At 32.6% G+C, this 23,233-nt stretch carries 22 protein-coding genes and 1 pseudogene; 15 read left to right on the forward strand and 8 right to left on the reverse strand.

What is annotated here, in order from left to right:
- Positions 1-19 precede the first annotated feature (19 nt).
- Positions 20-352: a hypothetical protein gene (locus NZ698_RS19165; RefSeq protein WP_263004856.1), complete on the reverse strand. Its 333-nt coding sequence runs from the start codon at positions 350-352 to the stop codon at positions 20-22.
- A gap of 169 nt (positions 353-521) precedes the next feature.
- On the opposite strand from NZ698_RS19165, the gene NZ698_RS19170 reads away from it, so the two are divergent.
- On the forward strand, positions 522-3,413 hold the full coding sequence (locus NZ698_RS19170) for an AsmA-like C-terminal region-containing protein (protein ID WP_263004857.1): 2,892 nt from the start codon (positions 522-524) through the stop codon (positions 3,411-3,413).
- A 56-nt stretch (positions 3,414-3,469) separates the two neighbouring features.
- On the opposite strand, the gene NZ698_RS19175 is transcribed toward NZ698_RS19170, so the two are convergent.
- From NZ698_RS19175 to NZ698_RS19190, 4 genes are all read right to left on the reverse strand, one after another.
- Complete coding sequence (locus tag NZ698_RS19175) at positions 3,470-3,880, reverse strand: VOC family protein (protein ID WP_263004858.1); 411 nt, start codon at positions 3,878-3,880, stop codon at positions 3,470-3,472.
- Between the two features lie 57 nt (positions 3,881-3,937).
- Positions 3,938-4,834: a helix-turn-helix domain-containing protein gene (locus tag NZ698_RS19180; protein ID WP_263004859.1), complete on the reverse strand. Its 897-nt coding sequence runs from the start codon at positions 4,832-4,834 to the stop codon at positions 3,938-3,940.
- 15 nt (positions 4,835-4,849) lie between these two features.
- A complete protein-coding gene (locus tag NZ698_RS19185) occupies positions 4,850-5,854 on the reverse strand; it encodes an aldo/keto reductase (protein ID WP_263004860.1) in 1,005 nt (334 codons plus the stop codon).
- Between the two features lie 233 nt (positions 5,855-6,087).
- Positions 6,088-6,462, reverse strand: a complete 375-nt coding sequence (locus NZ698_RS19190; RefSeq protein WP_263004861.1) for a hypothetical protein — start codon at positions 6,460-6,462, stop codon at positions 6,088-6,090.
- A 447-nt stretch (positions 6,463-6,909) separates the two neighbouring features.
- Here NZ698_RS19190 and NZ698_RS19195 point away from each other — a divergent pair, with 447 nt between their 5' ends.
- Both NZ698_RS19195 and NZ698_RS19200 read left to right on the forward strand, forming a co-directional pair.
- The gene (locus NZ698_RS19195; protein WP_263004862.1) at positions 6,910-8,397 is read left to right on the forward strand and encodes a helix-turn-helix domain-containing protein; all 1,488 of its coding nucleotides are present in this window, start codon (positions 6,910-6,912) and stop codon (positions 8,395-8,397) included.
- 488 nt (positions 8,398-8,885) lie between these two features.
- Entirely contained in the window at positions 8,886-10,409 is a 1,524-nt protein-coding gene (locus tag NZ698_RS19200) for a carbon-nitrogen hydrolase family protein (protein ID WP_263004863.1), read from the forward strand.
- A gap of 57 nt (positions 10,410-10,466) precedes the next feature.
- Here the strand turns inward: NZ698_RS19200 and NZ698_RS19205 are convergent, their stop codons facing one another.
- Positions 10,467-10,691 (reverse strand): glutathione synthase, encoded by a 225-nt coding sequence (locus tag NZ698_RS19205; RefSeq protein WP_263004864.1) that lies wholly within the window; start codon positions 10,689-10,691, stop codon positions 10,467-10,469.
- A 275-nt stretch (positions 10,692-10,966) separates the two neighbouring features.
- Here NZ698_RS19205 and NZ698_RS19210 point away from each other — a divergent pair, with 275 nt between their 5' ends.
- From NZ698_RS19210 to NZ698_RS19230, 5 genes are all read left to right on the forward strand, one after another.
- A complete protein-coding gene (locus tag NZ698_RS19210; protein WP_263004865.1) occupies positions 10,967-11,419 on the forward strand; it encodes a ferritin-like domain-containing protein in 453 nt (150 codons plus the stop codon).
- A gap of 451 nt (positions 11,420-11,870) precedes the next feature.
- On the forward strand, positions 11,871-12,476 hold the full coding sequence (locus tag NZ698_RS19215) for a hypothetical protein (RefSeq protein WP_263004866.1): 606 nt from the start codon (positions 11,871-11,873) through the stop codon (positions 12,474-12,476).
- Positions 12,477-12,500: 24 nt separating this feature from the next.
- Entirely contained in the window at positions 12,501-14,645 is a 2,145-nt protein-coding gene (locus NZ698_RS19220) for a catalase (RefSeq protein WP_263004867.1), read from the forward strand.
- A 42-nt stretch (positions 14,646-14,687) separates the two neighbouring features.
- Complete coding sequence (locus tag NZ698_RS19225) at positions 14,688-15,854, forward strand: zinc-dependent alcohol dehydrogenase (protein WP_263004868.1); 1,167 nt, start codon at positions 14,688-14,690, stop codon at positions 15,852-15,854.
- A gap of 47 nt (positions 15,855-15,901) precedes the next feature.
- Positions 15,902-16,405: a CinA family protein gene (locus NZ698_RS19230; protein ID WP_263004869.1), complete on the forward strand. Its 504-nt coding sequence runs from the start codon at positions 15,902-15,904 to the stop codon at positions 16,403-16,405.
- 94 nt (positions 16,406-16,499) lie between these two features.
- Here the strand turns inward: NZ698_RS19230 and NZ698_RS19235 are convergent, their stop codons facing one another.
- Positions 16,500-17,111, reverse strand: a complete 612-nt coding sequence (locus tag NZ698_RS19235) for a YciE/YciF ferroxidase family protein (protein WP_263004870.1) — start codon at positions 17,109-17,111, stop codon at positions 16,500-16,502.
- 137 nt (positions 17,112-17,248) lie between these two features.
- Here NZ698_RS19235 and NZ698_RS19240 point away from each other — a divergent pair, with 137 nt between their 5' ends.
- From NZ698_RS19240 to NZ698_RS19250, 3 genes are all read left to right on the forward strand, one after another.
- On the forward strand, positions 17,249-17,575 hold the full coding sequence (locus NZ698_RS19240; protein WP_263004871.1) for a hypothetical protein: 327 nt from the start codon (positions 17,249-17,251) through the stop codon (positions 17,573-17,575).
- A gap of 82 nt (positions 17,576-17,657) precedes the next feature.
- Positions 17,658-17,918, forward strand: a complete 261-nt coding sequence (locus tag NZ698_RS19245) for a SemiSWEET transporter (RefSeq protein ID WP_263004872.1) — start codon at positions 17,658-17,660, stop codon at positions 17,916-17,918.
- A 287-nt stretch (positions 17,919-18,205) separates the two neighbouring features.
- Complete coding sequence (locus tag NZ698_RS19250) at positions 18,206-19,717, forward strand: acyl-CoA dehydrogenase family protein (protein ID WP_263004874.1); 1,512 nt, start codon at positions 18,206-18,208, stop codon at positions 19,715-19,717.
- Positions 19,718-19,787: 70 nt separating this feature from the next.
- Here the strand turns inward: NZ698_RS19250 and NZ698_RS19255 are convergent, their stop codons facing one another.
- Positions 19,788-20,735, reverse strand: coding sequence for a beta-1,6-N-acetylglucosaminyltransferase (locus NZ698_RS19255; protein WP_263004876.1), 948 nt, complete (start codon positions 20,733-20,735; stop codon positions 19,788-19,790).
- A gap of 287 nt (positions 20,736-21,022) precedes the next feature.
- Between NZ698_RS19255 and NZ698_RS19260 the strand changes: the two genes are divergently transcribed.
- The 4 genes and pseudogenes from NZ698_RS19260 to NZ698_RS19585 all read left to right on the forward strand — a co-directional run.
- Positions 21,023-21,583 (forward strand): helix-turn-helix domain-containing protein, encoded by a 561-nt coding sequence (locus NZ698_RS19260; protein ID WP_263004878.1) that lies wholly within the window; start codon positions 21,023-21,025, stop codon positions 21,581-21,583.
- Between the two features lie 441 nt (positions 21,584-22,024).
- The gene (locus tag NZ698_RS19265; protein WP_263004880.1) at positions 22,025-22,669 is read left to right on the forward strand and encodes a DEAD/DEAH box helicase; all 645 of its coding nucleotides are present in this window, start codon (positions 22,025-22,027) and stop codon (positions 22,667-22,669) included.
- Between the two features lie 67 nt (positions 22,670-22,736).
- Positions 22,737-22,931: a cold-shock protein gene (locus tag NZ698_RS19270; RefSeq protein WP_047445827.1), complete on the forward strand. Its 195-nt coding sequence runs from the start codon at positions 22,737-22,739 to the stop codon at positions 22,929-22,931.
- Between the two features lie 207 nt (positions 22,932-23,138).
- A pseudogene (locus NZ698_RS19585) lies at positions 23,139-23,233 on the forward strand (type VI secretion system tube protein TssD); the annotation flags it as partial.

Genomic DNA, 23,233 nt, shown 5'->3' on the forward strand with positions numbered 1-23,233 from the left:
TTTTAAGTTTTTTAATCAATTATTCTTCTGAAGAGTCAATAGAATTAGGATCAATAACTTTGGTAACAACACCGTGACCGATCAAATTTTCTCCTTCAAAAAAATCAAAATCTAAACCTTCATAAATTTTCCCTGTCACATATTCACTTTTTAATAAAGCAATTTCTGCAGTAGAGGTATCACCAGGAAAAACCAAATCAGTTCCCAGAAATGTTTGTACACCTATATATAATTCCAGATCGAAAGGAAATTTTATCAAAGGTCTGTAACCGGATGAAACCGGGGTAGTTTTTACACCGTCTTTTGATGGTAAATATGTAAGGAGTGCCGTGAAATTGGGTTTGATTTTCATTCTTTGGAGTGAATTTTTTAAGTTAGAAACGAATTTATGAAAAATTAAATATAATCTCGTTTTGAAGCTAAGATAATTCGTCTCACAACATCTTTCCTGTTATTGGCTTGATTTTAGATGAGTCATAATAAATCACTCTTACTATTAGTTAAGATCAAAATTATTACATATGAAAAAGTTTAAAAAAATAATTTTGAAAATACTTAAATGGATCGGAATTTCACTCGCATCCATTTTATTTTTAATGTTGATCATTCCTTTATTATTTCCGGGAACAATTTCTAAGCAGGTGAAAATCTTCGCCAACAAACATTTGGCGGGCGAACTTGATTATAAAAAGACGCATCTTACGTTTTTCAGACATTTTCCTTCGTTGACTGTTTCTGTAGATGATTTATTGTTAAAAGGTTCAAAGCCTTTTCAAAAAGATACTTTACTTGCAGCGAGAGAAGTTGCAGCAGGAATTAATCTAAAAAATTTGATTTTCGACGGAGAGGTCAAAATTGATGAAATCTACGTTACAGATGCTTATGCAAATGTTTTTGTCAATACAAAAGGACAGGCAAATTACAACGTTTATGTTTCAAAACCTTCAAAAACACCCAAAGATACAACCCAAGCCGGAGCTTCTATTAAGTTAGATTTAATTAAATTCAGAAATTTCAATATCAAATATAATGATCACGCTGCAAGAGTTTTAGTTGACGCAAAAGGACTCAATTATACAGGGAAAGGTGGTCTTAGTGAGGATGTTTTTGATTTGGAAACCGATTTAGATATTAATAAATTAGATTTCAGTCTCGACAGAATCTGGTATGCAAAACAGAAAACACTGCATGCAGATCTGATTACGAGAATCAATACCAACGCTTTGACTTTTGTGCTGAGAAAAAACGAATTAAGAATCAATGAACTTCCTTTAAAATTCACAGGTTTTTTGAGTATTTTGAAAGATGGATATGATTTAGATATCAAGGCAGCTTCGGAAAAGACTACGATTCGCGACATGCTTTCTGTTTTGCCACCGCAATATCTGGATTGGGTAAAAGACACAAAAATTGAAGGAAACAGTGATTTATTTTTCAATTTAAAAGGAAAATTCATTGAAGCTCAAAATCTGAAACCTAGATTGAAAGCGAGATTACTGGTTCAGAATGGTTTTATTTCCAGTGGAAATGCACCTGTTCCAGTGAATAATCTGAATATGGATCTCAACGTAGATTTACCTGATCTGAATACCGATCAATTGGGAATTGACTTAAAGAAATTAAGTTTCGATTTAGGTCCAAATAATAATTTTAGAGCAGTTGTTCAGACGAAAGGTCTGAAAGAAATGCAGGTAAAAGCAGATATTAAAGGTGCTATAAATCTTCAGACATTAGATAATGCATTAGGATTAAAAAATATTGACATCAGAGGTTTGTTGGATACCAATATAAAAGCAAACGGATTATTTAGTTTAGATAAAAAATTGTTTCCTAAAACGAATGGTTATTTAAACTTAAAAAATGGATGGTTAAAAACAAAATATTATCCGAATGCTATTCAGAATATCAATATTGCAGCTCACATTACCAATACAGACGGAACTTTTAAAAGTCTGGGAGTGAAATTGGATCCATTTAAATTTGATTTTGAAGGAAATCCTGTTTTCGTGAATGCAGATCTGCAGAATTTCGAAGATTTGTTATATAAAGTTCGTGCAAAAGGAGTTTTGAATGTGGGAAGAATTTATAAAGTTTTTGCTAAAAAAGGTTTAGATGTGAGCGGATTAATCATGGCTGATTTATCCTTAAATGGTCGTCAAAGTTATGCCACAACCGGACAATATAGTAAACTTGATAACAGAGGAAATTTAATTTTAAAAAACATAAAAGCAACCACAGAATATTTGCCCAAATCATTTTACATCAAAGAAGGAAATTTCGAGTTTGAAAATGAAAAAATGTGGTTCAGAAAGTTTTTTGCAACTTACGGAAAATCAGATTTTGCTTTGAACGGACATCTTATTAACACGATCAATTATTTTATTGAAAGGAAAGGTACACTTCACGGACAATTTGTTTTGAATTCAAGATATATTCTGATTGACGAATTTATGGCACTTAAAAATGGTGACAATACCGATAAGTCGATCGAAGTGGAATATGCAAAAGTTGAGAATCCGAAAAGTAGCGGAGTTGTGATTGTTCCGAAAAATTTAGATGTTTCTCTGGGTGTGAATGCTAAAAAAGTTGAGTTCAAAGGTCTTGGTTTAAATAATCTGAGAGGTTTTGCTTCAGTCAATAAAGGTGAAGTTTATCTGAAAAATACTTCATTTGATATTATCGGAAGCCGAATGAAAATTGACGCACGTTATCAGGATGAATCTCCTTTAACCGCCAATTATGATGTCGCATTGAACGTTTTGGATTTTGATGTTCAAAGAGCTTATAAAGAAATTGACATGATCCGTGAAATGGCAACTGCAGCCAAAAATGTAAAAGGAATTGTTTCTTTGGATTATAAATTGAAAGGTGATTTTGATAAAAACATGATGCCGATTTATCCTTCATTAGAAGGTGGAGGAGTAGTAAATCTTCGTGATGTTGAGGTGAAAAATCTGAAAATGCTGTCGGCAGTTGGAGATAATATTGGTGCAAAAGCATTCGATAATCCGGATATGAAGGGAGTAAATATCAAAACGCACATTAAAAATAATCTGATTCACGTTGACAAATTTACCTTTAAAGTTTCGATTTTAAGACCTACGATCAGCGGAACTACAAGTTTCAACGGTTTGCTGGATTTAAGAATCAGAGTAGGAATTCTTCCTGGAGGAATTATTGGTTTCCCGGTTGTAGTAACAGGAACTCATGAAAAACCGAAAATTAAAATTTTCAGTAAAACCGGACAGGGAATCATTGATGCTTTGTATAACAAAAAATCAAACAAAGTAATTCGTGAAGAAAGACGTGCCGAGAAAAAAACTCGCCGTCAGCAACGGAAAGAGAAAGCGGCTCAGGAAGCTAAAGCAAAAACCGCAGAAAAACAGGTCACGAAAGATCTTAAGAAAAAATAAAACAAAAGACTGTCTTGAAAAAGGCAGTCTTTGTTGTTAATATGATTTGAAAACAATTATTTAGGTTCCCAAAGTTCGATCTTATTTCCGTCGGAATCCATGATATGTACAAATTTTCCGTAATCGTAAGTTGCGATTTCATCCAAAACGGTCACATTATTTGCTTTAAGATTCTCCACCAGTTTTTCGATGTGCTGAACTCTGTAATTGATCATAAATTCTTTTTTTGAAGGCTCGAAATATTCGCTTCCATTTTTGAACGGACTCCACTGAAGACTGTTGATTTCCTCAGGATTTGCAATGTTTCTTGACTCAAAAGTTGATCCCCAATCATTTACCTCCAATCCTAAATTCTTCGCGTACCAATCTCTCGTTTCCTTTGGATCTTCGGTGAAAAAGAAAATTCCGCCGACTCCGGTTACTTTTGGAATTTCGTTGCCTGAATTTTTATTTTTTAATTCTTCCATATCTTTTTTAAGTTTAATTTAAAATATTAGAGATGAAATTTACATAAAATATTAAAACTAATTAAATGATTTTCGATATTCCAAAGGAGTCTGCTTTGTTTTGGTTTTAAAAAGTGTACTGAAAGATTGTGCGTGTTCAAAACCTAAAGTGTAAGCAATCTCACTCACCGACAAATTGGTTGTTGAAAGTTTTTCTTTCGCTTTGCTAATCAACTTTTCGTGTATATGCTGTTGCGTATTTTGACCTGTATGAACCCTCAAAAGATCACTCAGATAACTCGGAGAGAGGTTCATGGCTTTCGCAGCAATTTGTACGGTTAAAAGTCCATTTTTTAATGAATCGTCCTTTTGAAAATAATCATTAAGAAAACTTTCAAACTTTATCAAAAGCTGATGATTGCTGTTTTTTCTGGTGATAAACTGCCTTTCGTAAAATCTGTTGGAATAATTGAGAAGCAAGTCAATTTGAGATAAAATTATTTCCTGAGTATGATGATCGATATGTTCACATTCTTTGTCAATTTTCTGCATGATTTTGATTAAATCATCCTCTTCTTCAGCAGATAAATGAAGGGCTTCATTGACGGCGTAAGAGAAAAATCCAAAGCTTGAAATGTTTGCTGCTAATGAATGTTTTAGCAAAAAATCTTCATGAAAAATCAGCAGAAAGCCAGATCCGCATTCCATATTCTGCAAATCTAAATATTGTACCTGATTAGGTGCAGTAAAACTCAGAACACCTTTATCATAATCGTAATGCTGTTGTCCATATCTTATTTTTCCTACTGCATCTCTTTTGAGTGCCACACAATAGAATCTGTTAGTAAAACCTTTCCAGACTTCATCTTCAAGAAAAATGCTTTCAGATAAATTAATAACACTTACCAAAGGATGTTTTGGTTCAGGTAATGATAATAATTTATGAAATGCGGAAATTGACGGAATTGTATTCATAATGAAATGTCTGATTTAATCTAAAAGTCCCATGCTAAACTCATCGTATGGAGCTCCAGTGTCAGTTCCCAAAGGTACGATAGTTTCCAGTTTCAAAAGATCAGATTCACTTAATTGTATTTGAGTAGATTCAATGTTTTGTTCGACATATTTTCTGCGCTTTGTTCCCGGAATTGGTACGATTCCTTTGCTCATGATCCAAGCTAAAGCTAATTGTGATGAAGTTACATTTTTTTCTTTAGCTAAATTTTCAATGGCTTCTACCAATTCGATATTTTTATGGAAATACTTTTCCTGAAAGCGCGGAATTGCTCTTCTGAAATCATTTTCCGGTAAATCATCAATTGATCTGATCTGCCCGGATAAAAAACCACGCCCCAAAGGTGAATAAGCGACAAAACCTATTCCCAAATCCTGCAAAGTTTTCAGAACTCCTCTTTCTTCTGCAGTTCTTTCAAATAAAGAATATTCGCTTTGAACAGCAGTAATAGGGTGAACTGCATGTGCTCTTTTTACTGTTTCAGACGAAACTTCAGATAAACCGATGTAACCAATTTTTCCTTCCTGAACAAGATCACTCATTGCCTGAACAGTTTCCTCTATTGGTGTTTTTTTGTCTAATCTGTGCATGTAATAAAGATCAATATAATCTGTATTTAAATTCTTCAGAGACCGTTCGACGGATTTCTTGACATAATCTTTACTTCCGTTTATTGCCCATGTTACTTTGTTGTTATCGTCAATTTCCCAGCCAAATTTTGATGCAATAATGTATTGATCACGATTTTCACCAATCGCTTTAGAAATAAGCTGTTCATTTTTAAATGGACCATAAAGATCGGCAGTGTCCAAAAAGTTTCCGCCTAGTTCTAAAGAACGGTGAATTGTTGCAATGGCTTCTTTTTCGTCCGCCTCTCCGTACATATTTGCATCTTCAAAACCTGTCATTCCCATGCAGCCCAATCCGATTTTTGGTATTGCCAAACCCTGACTGCCTAAATGTATTTTACTTATACTCATAATGTTAATTTTTTATTGAGTCAAAGTTCGACAGAGTTAGAAGATGAAATGTTTGCAAAATGGAGAATTTCGTATGCAAATTGGGAAAAGAATTTTAGATAAAACATATTAAGACTTACTTAGTGATATATTTTAAATAAAAAAAGCAAAACTATTTTTAGTCTTGCTTTTTTATATAGTATAATACTATTTTAAAGTAATTTTTAATGCTTTTTCAATATTATAAAATTATATTACTTGCTTTTATAATGGGTCCCATTCTTAGGAGGATTTGTATTATCATCGATAAAATTCAAAGAATCTTTTGCTTTATAATGAGTTCCATTTTTAGGCGGATTAGTAGTATCATCATAAACAGCAAGAGAATCCTTTAGTCTATAGTGCGTTCCATTTTTAGGAGGGTCATTAGGATCTAAACTGTTTTGTAATGTATCTTTACTCATCATACCCCCTTCTGTACTGTCTTTTTGTGACATATTAATCTCTTCTTTCACAGTGTTTACTTCGCTATCCTGACGACAAGAAACAACTATAATACTTGTTAATATAACTAAGATAGAAAAATATTTCTGTATCATGTTTACAAGATTTATATGTTTATAATTCATTTTAATACAAAGATATTAATGTAAAGTTGAAGATGCAAGTTTAGGCAGTCAATAAACGTAAATATTATAGTAAAAATTTATAAATTTTTACTGTAATATTTGCCATAAACATTTGTAAATTAATCTATTGCATTTTGATATTAAATATGTTAGATTTTTATTAATGATCATTGTGGTTATGAATGAATTTGTTTATTTTTGGTTATGATTTTTACAGAAAGATATTTATTGATTAAAAGGGCACTCATAATGTGTTGTTGTTTCTTATCATCAATTTTCTTTTCTCAGAATGTTTCCACAGATCCCACTTATGAAAAATTCAGAAAAAAATATTGGGAATATGAGGAGAATGATCACCGTGCGTTTGTATATCTTGATCAATATATTAATTATGCTAAATCAAAAAAAAATTATTCTGAATTATTTCAAGCATACAAAGATGCAATATTGTTTTCAAAAGATCACAAAATGCAGTATGCCGACAGTGCAATAACTGCTGCAAAACAATCTGATGATAAAGATCTTATTGGAGATGGTTATTTAAGTAAGGGTGCTATTTATTATTTTAACCACAGAAAATTTCAGTTAGCTTTAAATGAATATCTGACCGCTTATGAGTATCTTAAAGATTCTAAAGACGAACTACCTAAGTATCAGAATCTTTATCATATAGGTGTGGTCAAAAGTTATTTAGGATATTATGAAGAGGCATTAAAAATATTTAAAGAGTGTATTGAATTCTTTAAAATCAATATTAAAGGTGATTTACATGAGAATATAATTTATAATAATACAAAAGGATATCTTAATTCTTTACATCAAGCTATCATCTGTTATCAGGCATTAGGTAAAAAGGATGAGGTGAAAAAATTGCTTGCTCTCGCTGCTGCATCAACTCCACAAACAAAGGAATTTAGCTTAGAAGAAAGCTATTTCAAAAAAAGTAAAGGAGTTTCTGATTTCTCTGATAAAAAATATACGGATGCTATAAAAGATTTTGACCAGGCTTTACCAGGTCTGATGAAAGTCAATGATTTTACCTGGATATCATATGTGTACTTTTATAAAGGAGAAAGCTATACAAAGTTAGGTAAAGAGGAATTAGGTGTAGAAAATTATAAAAAAGTTGATTCTATTTTTAATAAGCACAAGTTTATTCTTCCGGAATTAAGGAGTAATTATGAAGAGCTTATCACGTATTACAAAAAAAAGAACAGCCCCGAAAACGAATTGTACTACACTAATCAGCTACTTAAAGTTGATAGTATTATCTCTTCTGATTTTAAATATTTAGCAACACGTATTTACAAAGATTACGATACGAAACAATTACTTGAGGTTAAAGAAAATTTAGAAAAAACCAATTCATTTGGTATGGCTTTGCTTATTATATTAGGCATTGTTATCATCTTACTGGGCTTTATGATGTTTTACAGAGTCAGAAAGCAAAAGCAAATTCAACAGAAGTATAATGAGTTATTGGTAAAAATTGAGGATGAAAAATCCCCTGAAGCTGAGCCGGAGCCTTTAAAATTCGATAATAGCAAAAATATTAAGCTTGATCAAAACATTGTAGAGAAACTCTTAAAAGACATCAATAATTTTGAAGCTAATGAGAAATTCCTTGAAAAGGGGCTTACTCTTAAAAAGCTTGCGGAAAACTTTAAAACCAATACATCTTACTTATCTCAGGTAATTAATGAATACAAAGGAAGTAATTTCAGTGTTTATTTAAATGTTTTGCGAATCAATTTTGCTACACAAAAAATCTATCATGAAAGAGAATGGCGAAAATATTCAATAGAGCATATCGCATCCGCTTCTGGCTTTAGTAACAGACAAAGTTTTTCTAATATTTTCCTTGAGATAAACGGAATACGTCCTGTAGACTTTATCAAAAAAAGAATTAAAGAAATTGATGAAGGTGGTGAATAAAATTATTATTAGTTAAATCTTAAAATCTTTGACGACTATAAAAGTAGATGCCAGAATTGTAAAATTCTGGCATACTACTAATAGAAACTAAGTGATGAAACAATATATTTTTATGTGATAATGATGAATGTTTTAATTTAATTTTACTTGAGTTTGGTGGTGCTAATATTTGCCTCAATTATTATGATACTAAAGTAGAGACTTTTAGAATCATTCGCAAAGCAATATTGCGCGCATTTATAAATATTTACGTAATAATTTATAAATTTTAACTGGAATTTATATTTATAAGTATTTATTATTCAATTATTTATAAATAATATTAGCTTGTTGGAGAATATCTAGAATTCTATTTTTTAAAATATTTTAAAGCCGTCATAGATACCATAATTCTAACGTTTTTATAGATATAACGTCTTTTTCCTTCAGAAAAGCTTCATAATTCGAGGGTTCCTATTATTTTACTTAACTTTAGTAAAAATAAATTTATGCAGATAGATACAAGAACACTGAATATTGATGACTATGATGAACTGGTTTCGGCAATGCGTCGTGCTTATCCCAAAATGTCAGAATATGTTTGGTCAAAAAAAAGTATTTTAAAACTCACAAAAATTTTTGAAGCTGGTCAGATTTGCATAACCGTTGATGGTAAGATTGCGGCAGTAGCACTTTCAATCGTTGTAAATTATGAAGAATTTGATGATGAACACACTTACAGCGACATCACAGGCAATTATACTTTTAATACTCATTCATCAACAGGTAATGTATTATATGGAATTGAAATATTTGTAGATCCTGTTTTCCGCGAGTTGAGATTGGGAAGAAGATTATATGATGCCCGTAAAGAACTTTGCGAACAGTTAAACTTAAAATCAATTATTTTAGGAGGAAGAATTCCCGACTATCATAAGTATAGTCATGAAATTTCTCCTAGAGAATACATCAGAAGAGTTAGAGATAAAGAAATTTACGATCCTGTACTTTCTTTCCAGCTTTCTAATAATTTTTTGCCGATCAGAGTGCTGAAAAAATATCTTCCTGAAGATGAAGCTTCCCGTGAGAACGCAGTTTTGCTTCAATGGAATAATATTTATTACAGTAAAAAACCAAATACGATGCAGGACAGCACGATCCGTTTAGGTTTGGTGCAATGGCAAATGAGGCATTTTAAAGATATAAATGCGTTTTACGAGCAGGTAGAGTTTTTTGTGAATGTGATGGGAGATTACAAATCAGATTTTGTTTTATTCCCGGAATTATTTAATACTCCTTTGCTTGCACCTTTCAATAATCTTTCTGAGCGTGACAGTATGATCGAACTGGCGAAAATTACCGACCAGATCAAAGCTAAAATTTCCGAATTGGCGATCAGTTATAATGTGAATATCATTTCGGGAAGTATGCCAGTTTTTGAAAATAACGATTTATATAACGTTAGTTATCTTTTGCATCGTGACGGTCGTATTGATGAATACAGAAAAATTCACATTACTCCGAATGAAAGAAAATATTATGGAATGAAAGGTGGAAATGAGATCAAAGTTTTTGATACCGATTGTGGCAAAATTGGTTTGGTAATCTGTTATGATGTAGAATTTCCTGAACTACCAAGACTTTTAGCCGATCAAGGGATGAAAATTCTATTTGTGCCTTATCTTACTGACACACAAAACGCCTACATGAGAGTGCGGCACTGCGCTGCTGCAAGAGCAATTGAAAATGAATGTTATGTTGCGATTGCCGGTTGTGTAGGAAATTTACCGGGTGTTAATAATATGGATATTCAATTTGGTCAGGCTGCAGTATTTACGCCATCTGATTTTGCATTTCCATCAAACGCTGTAAAAGGAGAAGCTACTCCAAATACCGAAATGACATTGATTGTGGATGTAGATTTAAATTTATTAAAAGATCTCCATTATCATGGCTCTGTTCAGATCCTGAATGACAGGCGAAAAGATCTGTATGAAACTTATCTTATTAAAGATAAAACTCCGATCATTTAGATATAACGACTCATATTATAAAAATCCCCATTTTGATATACAAATTGGGGATTTTTTTTAGTCTAAAATAAGTCGTCCTTCAATAGGTTGATCTACGACAATAAAGATGCTTTCGTTATGTCTTTTTATAGGAATCTGAATTACAGAGTAAGTTCCGTCTGTACTTTTCTCTTCAATAATAAGATTGCTCCCTTCACCGATTTCTGATTTTGAATATTCCAATTGATAATTCCCATCGTCGGTCTTTACAAAATCTTCTTTTTTAAATTCTATGTGTGCCATTTTTATTGATTTTTAATAGTATAACTAATTTAATAAATATATTGAAGTAATATTATCTGACAAATCATTTTACAAAAAATCCCCCAATCGTAAAGTCGGGGGATTTCAGTATTAATATGATGTTAAATTTGGTGTATGGTTTAATTACTTACTGAAAAAATATATTCAAAATCTGTGCCTAAAATTATTCGATTTAGTAAAAATGTAAAATAACTAATGAATAAGAAGTAGGCATATTAATTGTTAAACATTAAAAACCAATCAAATTAAATAGTATGAGCAACGAGAAAACAGTATCAGTATTGAACGATTTACTGAAAATTACAAATGACAGAATTGAAGGTTTTTCAAAAGTCGAACACAAGGTTTGGAATACGTATTCTAATCTAAAGACAGATTACGACAGAATGGTTTCTTACTCACAAGATATGAAATCTGAATTGATAGAAATGATCAAAGAGCGTGGAGGAGAGCCAGAAGACACTACAACTACTGTAGGAGCTATCCACAGAGCTTGGATTGATTTAAAAAATTCTTTTTCAGGAAATAAGGACGAAGCAACGTTACAAAATGTTGTTTTTGGTGAAGATGCAGCAATTAAAGTTTATCAGAATGCTTTAGACAGTGGTGATCTCTGTGCTGAAAGTTCGAGAAAGGTACAAGATCAGCTACACCATCTAAAGGCATCATACAATAAATTTGAAAATCTTGAGCACAAAAATATGTAGTAAAATATTGATTACAAAGCTGTTTTAATTTCATAGTAAGACAATTTTATAATTTTTCGAATTCAATTATTTAATGATAAAATTTGTTCACGTTAAAGCTTGTGATTCAAATCATAAAAAGAGTTGGCATACTTTTAATAGCTTTGATAACACACCAAATAACAACAATATGAAATTATTAATTGTAGCAGATTTACACTGATGAGCTGCAAAAAAGTAAAGTCCATCACGGCAGAGTTGGCTAGTCTGACTTAAAATTTTGATTTATTAAACAAATCATAAAGTATTTTCCTTTAAGGGATCGAGCCTTTTTATTAAGATCCTGATTTTTTAGTCAGATATTTTCTCAGTTTTAAATTTCGTTAGAAATAAACTATTGATATTCCGAATATTACTGGTTCGGGTAACTCTCATATACAAGAAAATCTACGGTACTTCTAATTTTTAGATTATGAATTATAAAATTGATATTCAGGATTTGGTACCCATCAACAGAAAGGGTTCAGAGAATAATGCAGTTGCATTTCTAAATTGTCAATCTGAGACTGAAGCATTTGAGAAATTTAAAAAGCTTTCACAAAATCTTTTGAAGATCAATGACTGGAATGTAAAAGGCGGTAAAAATCCTACTGAATTTTCTATTTATAATAAAGACAAATCACAATCTGTACAGGAAAATGATTTAGTAAAAATAAAAATACCTGCGCCGGAAAATAAATTGGGAAATGGCTTTGACTGGATAGTTGTCAAAAAAATTCAGATAATAGAAAAAACAGATGTGAAAGTATTTTTATTACAAATGAAGCCTAATTCTTGTCCCGAAAATTCAAATAAAAAAACGGCACATTTTTATATGGAAGATGCTTCAAGTACTTTTATTTTGTCTAAAAAAAATGATACAATACAGTTCAGTATACACGGAAGAAATGAAATTCCGAACACAAAAAAGATCGGGTTTTTAAACTCCTGCAGAAATTTTTTTGTAGCCAACGGAGGAATTTTTGGCGGAAGTAAACTACAATGGCAGGATTTTGCTGAAGAATTTATTAAAGATTAAATTAAAATAAACCAACAATATAATATGGAAAATAAAAACTCTAAAACAAACGAAAAGCTGGATCAGCTTCAAGATCACACAACAGATAATAATGATACAAAGTTGACAACCAATCAGGGATTGAAAGTTAACAACAATCAGGATTCACTAAAAACTGATGAAAGAGGAGCAACTTTGCTTGAAGACTTTATCCTCAGAGAAAAAATCACCCACTTCGATCACGAAAGAATTCCTGAAAGAATTGTTCATGCAAGAGGTTCCGGAGCCCATGGAGTTTTTAAATTGAATAAAAGTCTGGCGAAATATACAAAAGCCAAATTTTTAAATGATGTTGACAAAGAAACTCCGGTTTTTGTAAGGTTTTCAACCGTTGCGGGAAGTGCAGGAAGTACAGATTTAGCAAGAGATGTAAGAGGTTTCGCGGTGAAATTTTATACCGAAGAAGGAAATTATGATTTGGTAGGAAACAACATTCCTGTATTCTTTATTCAGGATGCAATGAAATTTCCGGATTTGGTACATGCAGTAAAACCTGAACCGGATAACGCAATTCCACAGGCAGCTTCTGCTCACGATACATTTTGGGATTTTATTTCATTGATGCCTGAAAGTATGCACATGATTATGTGGGCAATGAGTGATCGTGCGATTCCTAGAAGTTACAGAATGATGGAAGGTTTCGGTGTTCATTCATTTAAGTTTATTAATAGTGAAGGTGCTGTTCATTTCGTTAAATTTCATTTTAAGCCAAAATTAGGAGTGCATTCAGTTGCATGGAGTGAGGCACAGAAAATTTCCGGTACAGATCCTGATTTCCATAGAAGAGATCTTTGGGAAGCCATCGAAAACGGAGCATTTCCGGAATGGGATTTTGGTGTACAGGTTATTCCTGAAGAAAATGAGCACGACTTTGATTTTGATCTTTTGGATCCTACAAAAGTAGTTCCTGAAGAATTGGTACCGGTTGAATTGGTCGGAACATTAACTTTAAATAGAAATCCTGACAACTTTTTCGCAGAAACTGAACAAGTGGCGTTTCATCCGGGACACCTTGTTCCGGGAATTGATTTCTCCAATGATCCGCTTTTACAGGGAAGATTATTTTCTTATACAGATACGCAGTTATCGAGATTAGGTTCACCTAATTTCCATGAAATTCCAATCAACAGATCAATCAATACGGTTCACAACAACCAACGTGACGGTCACATGAGACAGCAGATTGTAAAAGGTAAAGTAAGTTACGAACCAAATTCAATCGGCGGAGGTTGTCCTTTTCAGGCGATGATGAAAGACGGAGGATTTACAACAAATAACGAAAGAGTAGACGGACATAAAATAAGAGCAAGAAGCGACAGTTTTGTTGATCATTATTCTCAGGCAAAAATGTTTTTAAACAGCCAGTCTGCTCCTGAAAAAACTCACCTTCAGAATGCCTTGGTTTTTGAATTATCTAAAGTAACCATTTCTGCAATCAGAGAAAGAGTAGTTGGTCAATTAGCTTTTATTGATGCTGAACTTGCCGCAAATGTTGCTGAAAAAGTAGGAGTGAAAGTTAAAATACTAGATATGCCAAATGGAAGTATTCCCGCAGATGCAGATCCTGCAAGTTTACAAAGCGAAGAAAGAGAACCGGAAACTAAAAGTTCTGAAGCTTTAAGCATGAAAAATACAGTAAAAGACACGATTAAAAGTCGTGTGATAGGATTTATCATGGGTGATGGTGTCAATACACAAGCTGTAAAATCATTGAAAAGTAAACTGGAAAGTGAGGGAGCGGTTGTTCAGATCGTGGCACCAAGTGTTGCACCTGTAAAAGCTGACGACGGTAGTACATTTGAACCAAAACATTCTATTTCAAGTGTTGCAAGTGTTAGTTTTGATGCACTTTATATTTGTTCTGGAGAAAAATCTGCTAAAGAATTGATGCATCCGGAAAGAAAACCAATTGTTACAGAATTCATCAACGAAGCTTACAAACATTGTAAAGCAATCTATTTCGGAAAAGATACAGATGAAATTTATAATGCAACCAGAATCAGTACCAAAACGCACGAAGATCCTGCGATTATCAATGCTGGAGGAAAAGATTCTGATCAAAAATTTATTTCTGCAATTGCAAATCACAGAGTTTGGGATCTTGAAAAAGAACGTAATTCAATGACATAAGTTTATATAAGCTTTAATAACACCAAAAACAAATTATATTATATGAAAGCAGCAGTTTTTCACGCACCCGGCAAAATTACTTGTGACACGATAGAAGATCCCAAAATTGAAGATCAAAACGATATTATTTTAAAAGTCACTTCTACAGCAATCTGTGGAAGTGACCTTCATATGTATTCCGGCGGAATTCCCCAAGCTCGTCCTATGGTTATGGGACACGAGTTTATGGGAATTATTGAAGATGTCGGTAAAAATATTACCCATTTAAAAGTTGGAGACAGAGTAGTTGTTCCATTTCCGATTGCTTGTGGAGGATGTTACTTCTGTAACCACGATCTTCCGGGGGCCTGTGAAAATTCAAATCCTGATCATTATGGTCCTGAAGGCGGTATTTTAACAGAAAAAGGAGGTGGAATGTTTGGCTACAGTGATCTTTACGGAGGTTACAATGGCGGACAGGCACAATATGTTCGTGTTCCTTACGCCAATTTCGGACCTAGAAAAGTTTCTGAAAGTCTCACAGATGATCAGGCTCTATTTTTAACGGATATTTTCCCAACTGGATATACCGGCGTAATGTGGGCAGATTTAAAAGGAGGTGAAACGGTTGCAATTTTCGGAGCAGGACCGGTTGGATCTATGGCTGCTAAAAGTGCAATTCTTCACAATGCTAAAAAAGTAATTGTGATTGATACACTTCAATACAGACTAGATCAGATCAAAAAACTGACGGGTTGCGAAACCATTTTATGGAAAGATGCCGAACAGACCGTAGAACAAATTAGAGATATGACCGATGGAAGAGGTGCAGATGTTTGCATTGATGCAGTTGGTTTTGAGCCAGACAGAAATTTACTCGATAAAGCTAAAGCTGTAGTAAATTTTGAAAAAGGTTCTATAAAAGTTCTTGATGCATGTATGAGCGGCGTAAAACGTGGTGGATTTGTTTCTATTCTCGGAGTTTATCCGATGAATTATGATAATTTCAGAGTCGGACAGATGTTTGATAAAGGAATTACTTTAAAAGCAGGTCAGTCGCCAGTTCATGCAATTATCGATAAGCTGATGAAATATGTTGAAACCGGACAAGTAAAGCTTGATGATATTATTACCCACCGACTTTCTTTAGATGAGGTCTCAAAAGGTTATGAGATCTTCGACAAAAAAGAAGATGGTTGTGTAAAGGTTGTATTAGATCCCTGGAAATAATACTTTTTGTGAAAGCTAAAATTTAATCAGACTAAAATTTTACTATTATGGACTTTCAGAAAAAAATATTGGAATATATCAGTGAATATATGATTACCAATAACGAAACTATTTCTGTTGCAGAAAGTGTCACTTCAGGAATGTTGCAGTTAGCATTTTCACAAATGCCGAATGCATCAATGTTTTTCAAGGGTGGAATGACTGCTTACACGTTACCTGACAAGGTTAGGTTGCTTGATGTCGATCACAATGAAGCCGAAAACTGTGACTGTGTCTCTGAAAATATTGCAGAAACGATGGCTCTAAATGTTGCAAAAATGTTTGAAAGTGATTGGTCAATTGCAACTACAGGATATTGCACTCCGGTGAGAAACTCTATTTACAGCGTGTATGCATATTATTCGATATCTTACAAAGGCGAAATCATTTTATCTAAAAAACTTGAACTTCATCCTAAAACGCAGGCTTTGAATGCACAAATTTATTATGCAGAATTTATCTTAGGATGTTTTAAAAGTGAACTGAATAATCTGTTGATTTTAAACAATTAATTAATTGTCAGAATAGTTTAAAAACATTTCACTTATAAAAAAGAAAATCCTCAATGAAAATTGAGGATTTTTTAGTTTAAATGATTGTAAGAAATTATTTCGCTTTACTGTTCAATGCTGTGTCAGCGATTGTACTTAATAATTTGTCACAGTTTTTTTCTTCTTTTAAAGTAGCTAAAAGATTGCTAAGACATTTTTTCTCGCCCAAAACCTTAGCATAAGCTGCTAAACTTCCGTAAGTTGCAATCTCATAATGTTCAACTTTTTGTGAAGCTGCAATAATTCCTACATCACGAATGGCTCCTGCTTTAGTTTCTTCCATAATGCTTTTACCTTCGTCAAGTAATCCCTGCATTGCGTCACATTTTTTAGCTTCCGGTTTCAGTCCTAAAGATTTGAAACATTCTTCCAGTCTCATAACATGAACTTCTGTTTCCTTCAAGTGAGTTGCAATAGCCTCTTTTAATTGAGGATGAGTTGCATTTTTCTCCATTTTTGGAAGAGCTTTTGTCAGAGCTTTCTCTGCCCAGTAAATATCTTTCAATGCATCTTCAAAAAAATCTTGCAGATCAGATGCTGCATCACTTTTTGCAGGAGTTTTCGATGAAGATTTTGAAGCTGTGCTTTTTGAAGTTGTAGTTTTTTTAGGTGCTGCACTTTTCTTTGGTGCTGCAGCTTTTTTTGCTGGTGCTGTTTTAGTTGCCATATTGTTTATTTTTGATTTAAGTTAACATCTATAATTCAATTATAAGACCAAAGACCTGCAAAATATATTTTAAAGTAAAGTTTTTATAATGATTTTATTGGCAGGTGTTTTGTTAATTTAAAATCAAAATAAATCCTATGAACAATAAAATAAAAGTAGCATTGGCATTCTTAGCAGGAGGAACTTTGCTTCTTCTTAATGAAAGAAGAAAAAGGCTAAGTAAGAAGGCTAAAACCTTCACAGCACCGGATGGAACTATCTACAGAGAAAATCAGATTTACAGGAATTCTGAAGGGAAAGCGTACAGAAATGGCAAAGTAGTTCATTTCGACCATTTAGAATTTGAAAACGAGAATCATTCAGCAAATTCATTTAATCATCTGCATGATGACAGATTTTCAAAAAACTATCAGGCAAAACCTCAGAATGTTGATTACCATCAAAGAGGGAAGAGGCATAGATAGTTTTTCTGGAGCAAATAAAATAAAATGAGCGGTTGTGATTATGATCATAGCCGCTTATTGATTCATTAAGTAAATTTAAATTATGGATGTAAATATTTTAGGAATTGTAGCGGGAGTTCTCACCTCGGTATCGATGATTCCCCAACTGATCAAAGTTATTAAAGAAAAAAATGTTGAAGACCTTTCATGGGTGATGATTTTGGTTTTGATATGCGGACTTTCATTATGGGTTTGGTACGGAATCCTTCAAAATGAATTGCCCATTATTTTGTCAAATGCTTTTGCTGTCTTAGTAAATCTAACATTGCTAATATGTTTTATTTTATTTCGTAAAAAATCATGAACAAATTTATTCTTATTTAATCCTCTTTAAGAAGAATTATTCTAAGTAAGACTTTTAAAGATTAAAAATAACTGATAAATATCAGTTGAATATTAAATTTTAAGCAATAATCATAATATTACGTTAATAATACATCAATTTTGAAGCTTTTAGATTATAAGCTGATTGAAAATTTGTATCTTGGTCGAAGATTTTATGAAGCTACTGATTTAGATTTAAATTGTGCCATTCGCTTCATGTAGTAATCACGTTGTATCAATGGCATACAGCATATATTTAATTTTTGTATGATTGAACCTTCAAACAAGTTGTCCGGGGAAAATTACCCTGAATTTCTTGATAATTTTAAAACTTCACTCCACCATCTTTTCCAGAGAGAAAACATCGACCAACTATGCCAGCAAAGAGGTTTGCCGCCAAGTGTCTGGAAAGAAATCATGAATTTGAAACCATTGTCTGTTGCTGTGCCATCGGAATTTGGAGGTCGCGGACTGAAAGTGAAAGAATGTTTGGGGATTTTATCAGCTGCATCTTACGAATCTCTTCCGTTATCACTGACTTTCGGAATCAACATCGCTCTTTTTCTTGAGCCTTTAGCGAAATACGGTAACGAATCTATTAAAGAAGATATATTTAAACATTTTCTGAATTACGGCGCAATGGGTGGTCTTATGATTACCGAGCCCGATTTTGGAAGCGATGCTTTGAATATGAAGACGCAAAATGTTTTGAATGGTGATTCATATGATTTAAAAGGTACAAAACATTGGCAAGGATTGACAGGATTGGCTAACTATTGGTTGATCACTTCAAGAAATGCCAACGCAGAAGGCAATTTGTCGAGAGATGTAGATTTTTTCATTGCAGATACGCATCAACCGCAACAAAATATTGAAGTTGTAGAATATTATGATAATCCCGGATTATACATGATTCCTTACGGTTTGAATAAAATTGATATTAAAGTTCCTCAGGAAAATAAATTGATTCCTGAATCTACAGGTCTTAAGATGATGCTTGATATTCTTCACAGAAGCAGATTCCAATTTCCAGGAATGGGAATGGGCTTTCTGAAAAGAATGCTTGACGAAGCTTTGGATCATACAAGAAACAGAATTGTAGGAAATTCAAATCTATACGCTCTTGATCAGGTACAGTATCAGCTGACAAGATTAGAATCTTTCTTTACATTATGTTCAGCAATGTGTGCAAAAAGTTCTAAGATAAGTGGTATTGATCACAACCTTTCCTCAGAAGGAGTTCACGCCAATTCAATGAAAGCTTTGGTAACCGATATGATGCAGGAAGCTGCACAGATTTTGGTTCAGCTTTCCGGTGGAAAAGGATACAGAATGAGCCACATTGGTGGAAGAGGAATTATGGACAGTCGTCCGTTTCAGATTTTTGAAGGTTCTAATGAAATGCTGTATACTCAGATTTCAGAAGGAATTTTGAAAGATATGAAGAAAAAGAAACTCGAAAATGTAGGTGAATATCTTCAGCAAAATGTTTTAAGCGAAAACGCTGCAAAATTATATACTCAAAATTTAGATTTCACTATCAATACAGCGATTTCTCAAAGAAAAATGATTGATTTAGGAAAAGTGGTGGCAAGAATCATTACAGTAAATGATCTTTTGGACTTGAGCAATGCAGGATTTAACCAAAAATTGGTTGATAATTCTGTAGAGATGACAAGACAGGAAATCGTAACGCTTCTTGCATCGATGAATCACCATCAGGATCTTAAACCTTTGGATGATTATTCGGAAAACAGCAATTGGATGAATTTAGTTTAAACTAAGAACATTTTAAAATATATACTTCTCTGCAGATTTTTCTGTGGAGATTTTTTTATAAGAAGACCTATTAATTGTTTTGGTCAGATCGATTTCTGAGTTCTTTATCAATGTCACTGATATCGGGTAAAAATGAATGAAAGTTTTCGTCGATATACTGCAACAATTCATGATGATCTTTATACTTCAATTTTCTGATAAAAAGATGATTGTTTGATTTTAAATAATTTTCGAAAATAAAAGGTGCAATATTAATGTCTAAAGCGCTAAAATTGATAATCGCACGCTTGTCGTCATTCACAATGATCTGATGAAAAGATGTATTCATCAAAACCGTCTGGAAAAAAGAATCAGCCGGTAAATACGTGTGCAGATAATAATCTTCAAAAGCCATTACTTTTTCACTATTACTGAGAAATGAACAGGTATCTCTGGTAAGAATCATCCATTTTCCACCGATATAAGGAACAACATCTTTCATAAAATCTCTTTTATAAATAAAAGACGATATTCTGAAAGCCAGTTCAGTGAAATGATTTTGAATTCTCTTAAGCGTATCCGGTCTGTAAAATTTTTGGTCATAATAAAAAAGATAATTTTTCCCGTTTTGTATGGTTAAAAATTTTCTGATGATCGTTTGTGATTTTAGAGGATAATCTTCTCCGCTGAGGTTGATAAAGTATTCCCATTCTGTGCTCACATTCAGAAGAAATTCTATGGCATTCAATTCTATCTGAACCATATTAAAACCTCCTGAAGTAATATTCATACTTTCTAAGATATAAACATTTGGAAACTGAACAGAGAATCCCTGAATCTTTTCTGTAACTTCATCATTTGCTTTTCGGTCAATATGAATAAGGTAAAACTGATCTTTGGTATAAATCTTTTTAAACATTCTTATAAATTGCTCTGGTTCGTTGTGAACCATGATAAAATAGGCAATTCGAATAGATGCTGAAAGGTTTACAGCTAAAGGTTTGGCTTTTGGAAGAGGTTCTGAGAATGTTTTCTGCATGGCTCTGTTGTTAAAATTATTCACAGAAGCAAACAACTTGATTAAAGGTAGTTATAGTTTAGATAAGAAATGACAATTATTATAAATATTTGATTTTTAAATAATTAAATTCCGAAAAATTTTTGATTATTACCTCAAAAGATTGAGAAGACAACAGGTTTTTTCAGATAATGATAAATTTGATTAATAAATTTTTAATTTAAATTGTGTACCTTTCAATTTAATATTAGGTCATCTTTTTAATTATGTAACACAAATTTTTTCAGATTGCCATTAATAAAGAACGTATGAGAATATACATCAAATATATGGTCAGTCTGCGATGTAAAATGATGGTGCAGGAAGAAATCGACAAACTTGGTTTGCAGCATGCCGTTGTGCAGTTGGGAACAGTAGATTTTCCAGAAGTAATTGATAATGAAAAACTTGAAATCTTCAGATCAAGATTAGCACATTTAGGTTTAGAATTACTGGATGACAAAAAAAGTATTTTAATTGAAAAAATAAAAAATACTATTACTGAAATGATTCACAATGCAGATGAGCAACCAAAAGAGAATTATTCATTATATTTAGGTGAAAAATTAGAATACGATTACACCTATCTTGCAAATGTTTTTTCAGAAGTCAATGGTTATACGATACAGCATTTTATTATTTTAAATAAAATTGAAAAAGTAAAAGAGCTTTTGCTTTACAATGAATTGAATTTAACTGAAATTGCCTATAAACTCAACTACAGCAGTGTTGCGCACCTTTCTTTTCAGTTTAAAAAAATCACCGGATTGGCTCCTTCTTTTTATAAACAATTGAAATTGAAGAGGAAAAAAAATCTTGAAGATTTATAAAATGTGTGATTTATGTAAATTCAATATTTATTTATATAAACTTTGAATAGATTTTTAGCGCATCTTTGTAGTGTTAAATAAATACCTGAATACTGTTTAGAAAATAAAAAACAGTTTTTCTTAAAAAGTATTTAGAAATTAGAGTTATACGTTTTGCATTAAGTCTCGATGCTAAAAAGAATTGAAAAATTCTTCTGAGAAAAATCCCCCTTTTCTTTATTGAGTTCCAAAAATAATAATTCCAAAGACAGAGTAAGACATCATCAGCTTACAGATAAGTTGTCATGGCTTTGGATCATTATGATGTGATATGAATTTAAACAAATAATAAACAGAGAATATTAAAATTCCCATAAAAACGATCTCACCGGATCACAAACTATTAAAAAAGTTTCCCGATCAACTTTGAAAAGGAAAGCCGTAACTCGGCAAAATAATACCATGAGTTTTAAGAATCTAAACTTAATCAATCCCATCATTCGCGCTGCTACAGAAGCAGGATGTCCGATGCCTACAGAATTGCAGATCAAAATGATTCCGCAGATCCTGAACGGTAAAGATGTTCTTTGTCAGATTGCACGCGGAACCGAAAGGATGACCTCTTTTACAATGCCTGTTCTGCAGATGTTGAAGAAGAATAATCCGGATCACAATGATACAAGAGTTTTGGTTTTGACTCCCACCAAAGAAACAGCTTTGCAGATAGAAGATAATTTTAAAGTTTACACCAAATATCTTCCGCTATCACAGCTTTCAGTATACGAAGGTATTTCAAATGGAACACAGCTTTCTTCGCTTAGAAGAAGATTGGATGTTCTTATTGCAACACCTGAAAAACTTTTAGAATTGGATGATCAGAGACACATCAGCCTTTCAAAAATAGAAGTTTTGATTATTGATGACATGGAAATTTTACTGGAAAAAAATACTGATGTGCTTAAAAAACTCATCAATAAACTTCCAGGAAAAAGACAAAATATATTGTATTCATCAACGCTAACCAAAGAAGTCAGCAGCTTTGCAGACAAGATCGGTAACGGCAGAATAGAGACTATGAAAACCACAGAATATTCTGCAGTTTCATAATAAAAGAAAATAAAGTTTAATCTTGAATTAAACAAACACACATAAAACAATTTTTAATACCAATACAATGCAACAAGGCACAGTAAAATTTTTTAACGAAACAAAAGGTTTCGGATTTATTTCTCCAGCAGAAGGAGGACAAGACATTTTTGTACATTCTTCAGGATTGAACACTAAAATGATTCGTGAGAATGATAAAGTAGTTTTTGACGTTGAAAAAAGCGAAAAAGGATTAAATGCAGTTAACGTAAGACTTGCATAATCGATATATATCGTTACATGAAGCTGCCTCGAAAGAGGCAGCTTTTTTTTGCTTTAAACTTTCCCAATCGCACTTCTACTACACAGAATCGTAGAACTACTACAAAATTTCAAAAACCATTATTTTTTTTTGAAAATAATTTTGGGTGTTCTTACCTTTGAGATACAAAACACTCACAAAATATATAACGATTAAAATTTACGAGTCATGGCAGCAAATTCAAGAGGAATCTTAAAATTCAACGGCAGCGAAGGACAAAAATTACTGAAGCTGAACTACAGCGTATCGCGATCCACAGACGT

It is taken from the genome of Chryseobacterium edaphi, assembly GCF_025628985.1.
In the GTDB taxonomy this organism is placed as follows: Bacteria; Bacteroidota; Bacteroidia; order Flavobacteriales; family Weeksellaceae; genus Chryseobacterium; species Chryseobacterium edaphi.

Coding starts and splice junctions, on each gene's coding strand:
- NZ698_RS19165 (WP_263004856.1), bottom strand. CDS start 352: ATGAAAATCAAACCCAATTTCACGGCACTCCTTACATATTTACCATCA.
- NZ698_RS19170 (WP_263004857.1), top strand. CDS start 522: ATGAAAAAGTTTAAAAAAATAATTTTGAAAATACTTAAATGGATCGGA.
- NZ698_RS19175 (WP_263004858.1), bottom strand. CDS start 3,880: ATGGAAGAATTAAAAAATAAAAATTCAGGCAACGAAATTCCAAAAGTA.
- NZ698_RS19180 (WP_263004859.1), bottom strand. CDS start 4,834: ATGAATACAATTCCGTCAATTTCCGCATTTCATAAATTATTATCATTA.
- NZ698_RS19185 (WP_263004860.1), bottom strand. CDS start 5,854: ATGAGTATAAGTAAAATACATTTAGGCAGTCAGGGTTTGGCAATACCA.
- NZ698_RS19190 (WP_263004861.1), bottom strand. CDS start 6,462: ATGAATTATAAACATATAAATCTTGTAAACATGATACAGAAATATTTT.
- NZ698_RS19200 (WP_263004863.1), top strand. CDS start 8,886: ATGCAGATAGATACAAGAACACTGAATATTGATGACTATGATGAACTG.
- NZ698_RS19205 (WP_263004864.1), bottom strand. CDS start 10,691: ATGGCACACATAGAATTTAAAAAAGAAGATTTTGTAAAGACCGACGAT.
- NZ698_RS19210 (WP_263004865.1), top strand. CDS start 10,967: ATGAGCAACGAGAAAACAGTATCAGTATTGAACGATTTACTGAAAATT.
- NZ698_RS19215 (WP_263004866.1), top strand. CDS start 11,871: ATGAATTATAAAATTGATATTCAGGATTTGGTACCCATCAACAGAAAG.
- NZ698_RS19220 (WP_263004867.1), top strand. CDS start 12,501: ATGGAAAATAAAAACTCTAAAACAAACGAAAAGCTGGATCAGCTTCAA.
- NZ698_RS19225 (WP_263004868.1), top strand. CDS start 14,688: ATGAAAGCAGCAGTTTTTCACGCACCCGGCAAAATTACTTGTGACACG.
- NZ698_RS19230 (WP_263004869.1), top strand. CDS start 15,902: ATGGACTTTCAGAAAAAAATATTGGAATATATCAGTGAATATATGATT.
- NZ698_RS19235 (WP_263004870.1), bottom strand. CDS start 17,111: ATGGCAACTAAAACAGCACCAGCAAAAAAAGCTGCAGCACCAAAGAAA.
- NZ698_RS19240 (WP_263004871.1), top strand. CDS start 17,249: ATGAACAATAAAATAAAAGTAGCATTGGCATTCTTAGCAGGAGGAACT.
- NZ698_RS19245 (WP_263004872.1), top strand. CDS start 17,658: ATGGATGTAAATATTTTAGGAATTGTAGCGGGAGTTCTCACCTCGGTA.
- NZ698_RS19250 (WP_263004874.1), top strand. CDS start 18,206: ATGATTGAACCTTCAAACAAGTTGTCCGGGGAAAATTACCCTGAATTT.
- NZ698_RS19255 (WP_263004876.1), bottom strand. CDS start 20,735: ATGCAGAAAACATTCTCAGAACCTCTTCCAAAAGCCAAACCTTTAGCT.
- NZ698_RS19260 (WP_263004878.1), top strand. CDS start 21,023: ATGAGAATATACATCAAATATATGGTCAGTCTGCGATGTAAAATGATG.
- NZ698_RS19265 (WP_263004880.1), top strand. CDS start 22,025: ATGAGTTTTAAGAATCTAAACTTAATCAATCCCATCATTCGCGCTGCT.
- NZ698_RS19270 (WP_047445827.1), top strand. CDS start 22,737: ATGCAACAAGGCACAGTAAAATTTTTTAACGAAACAAAAGGTTTCGGA.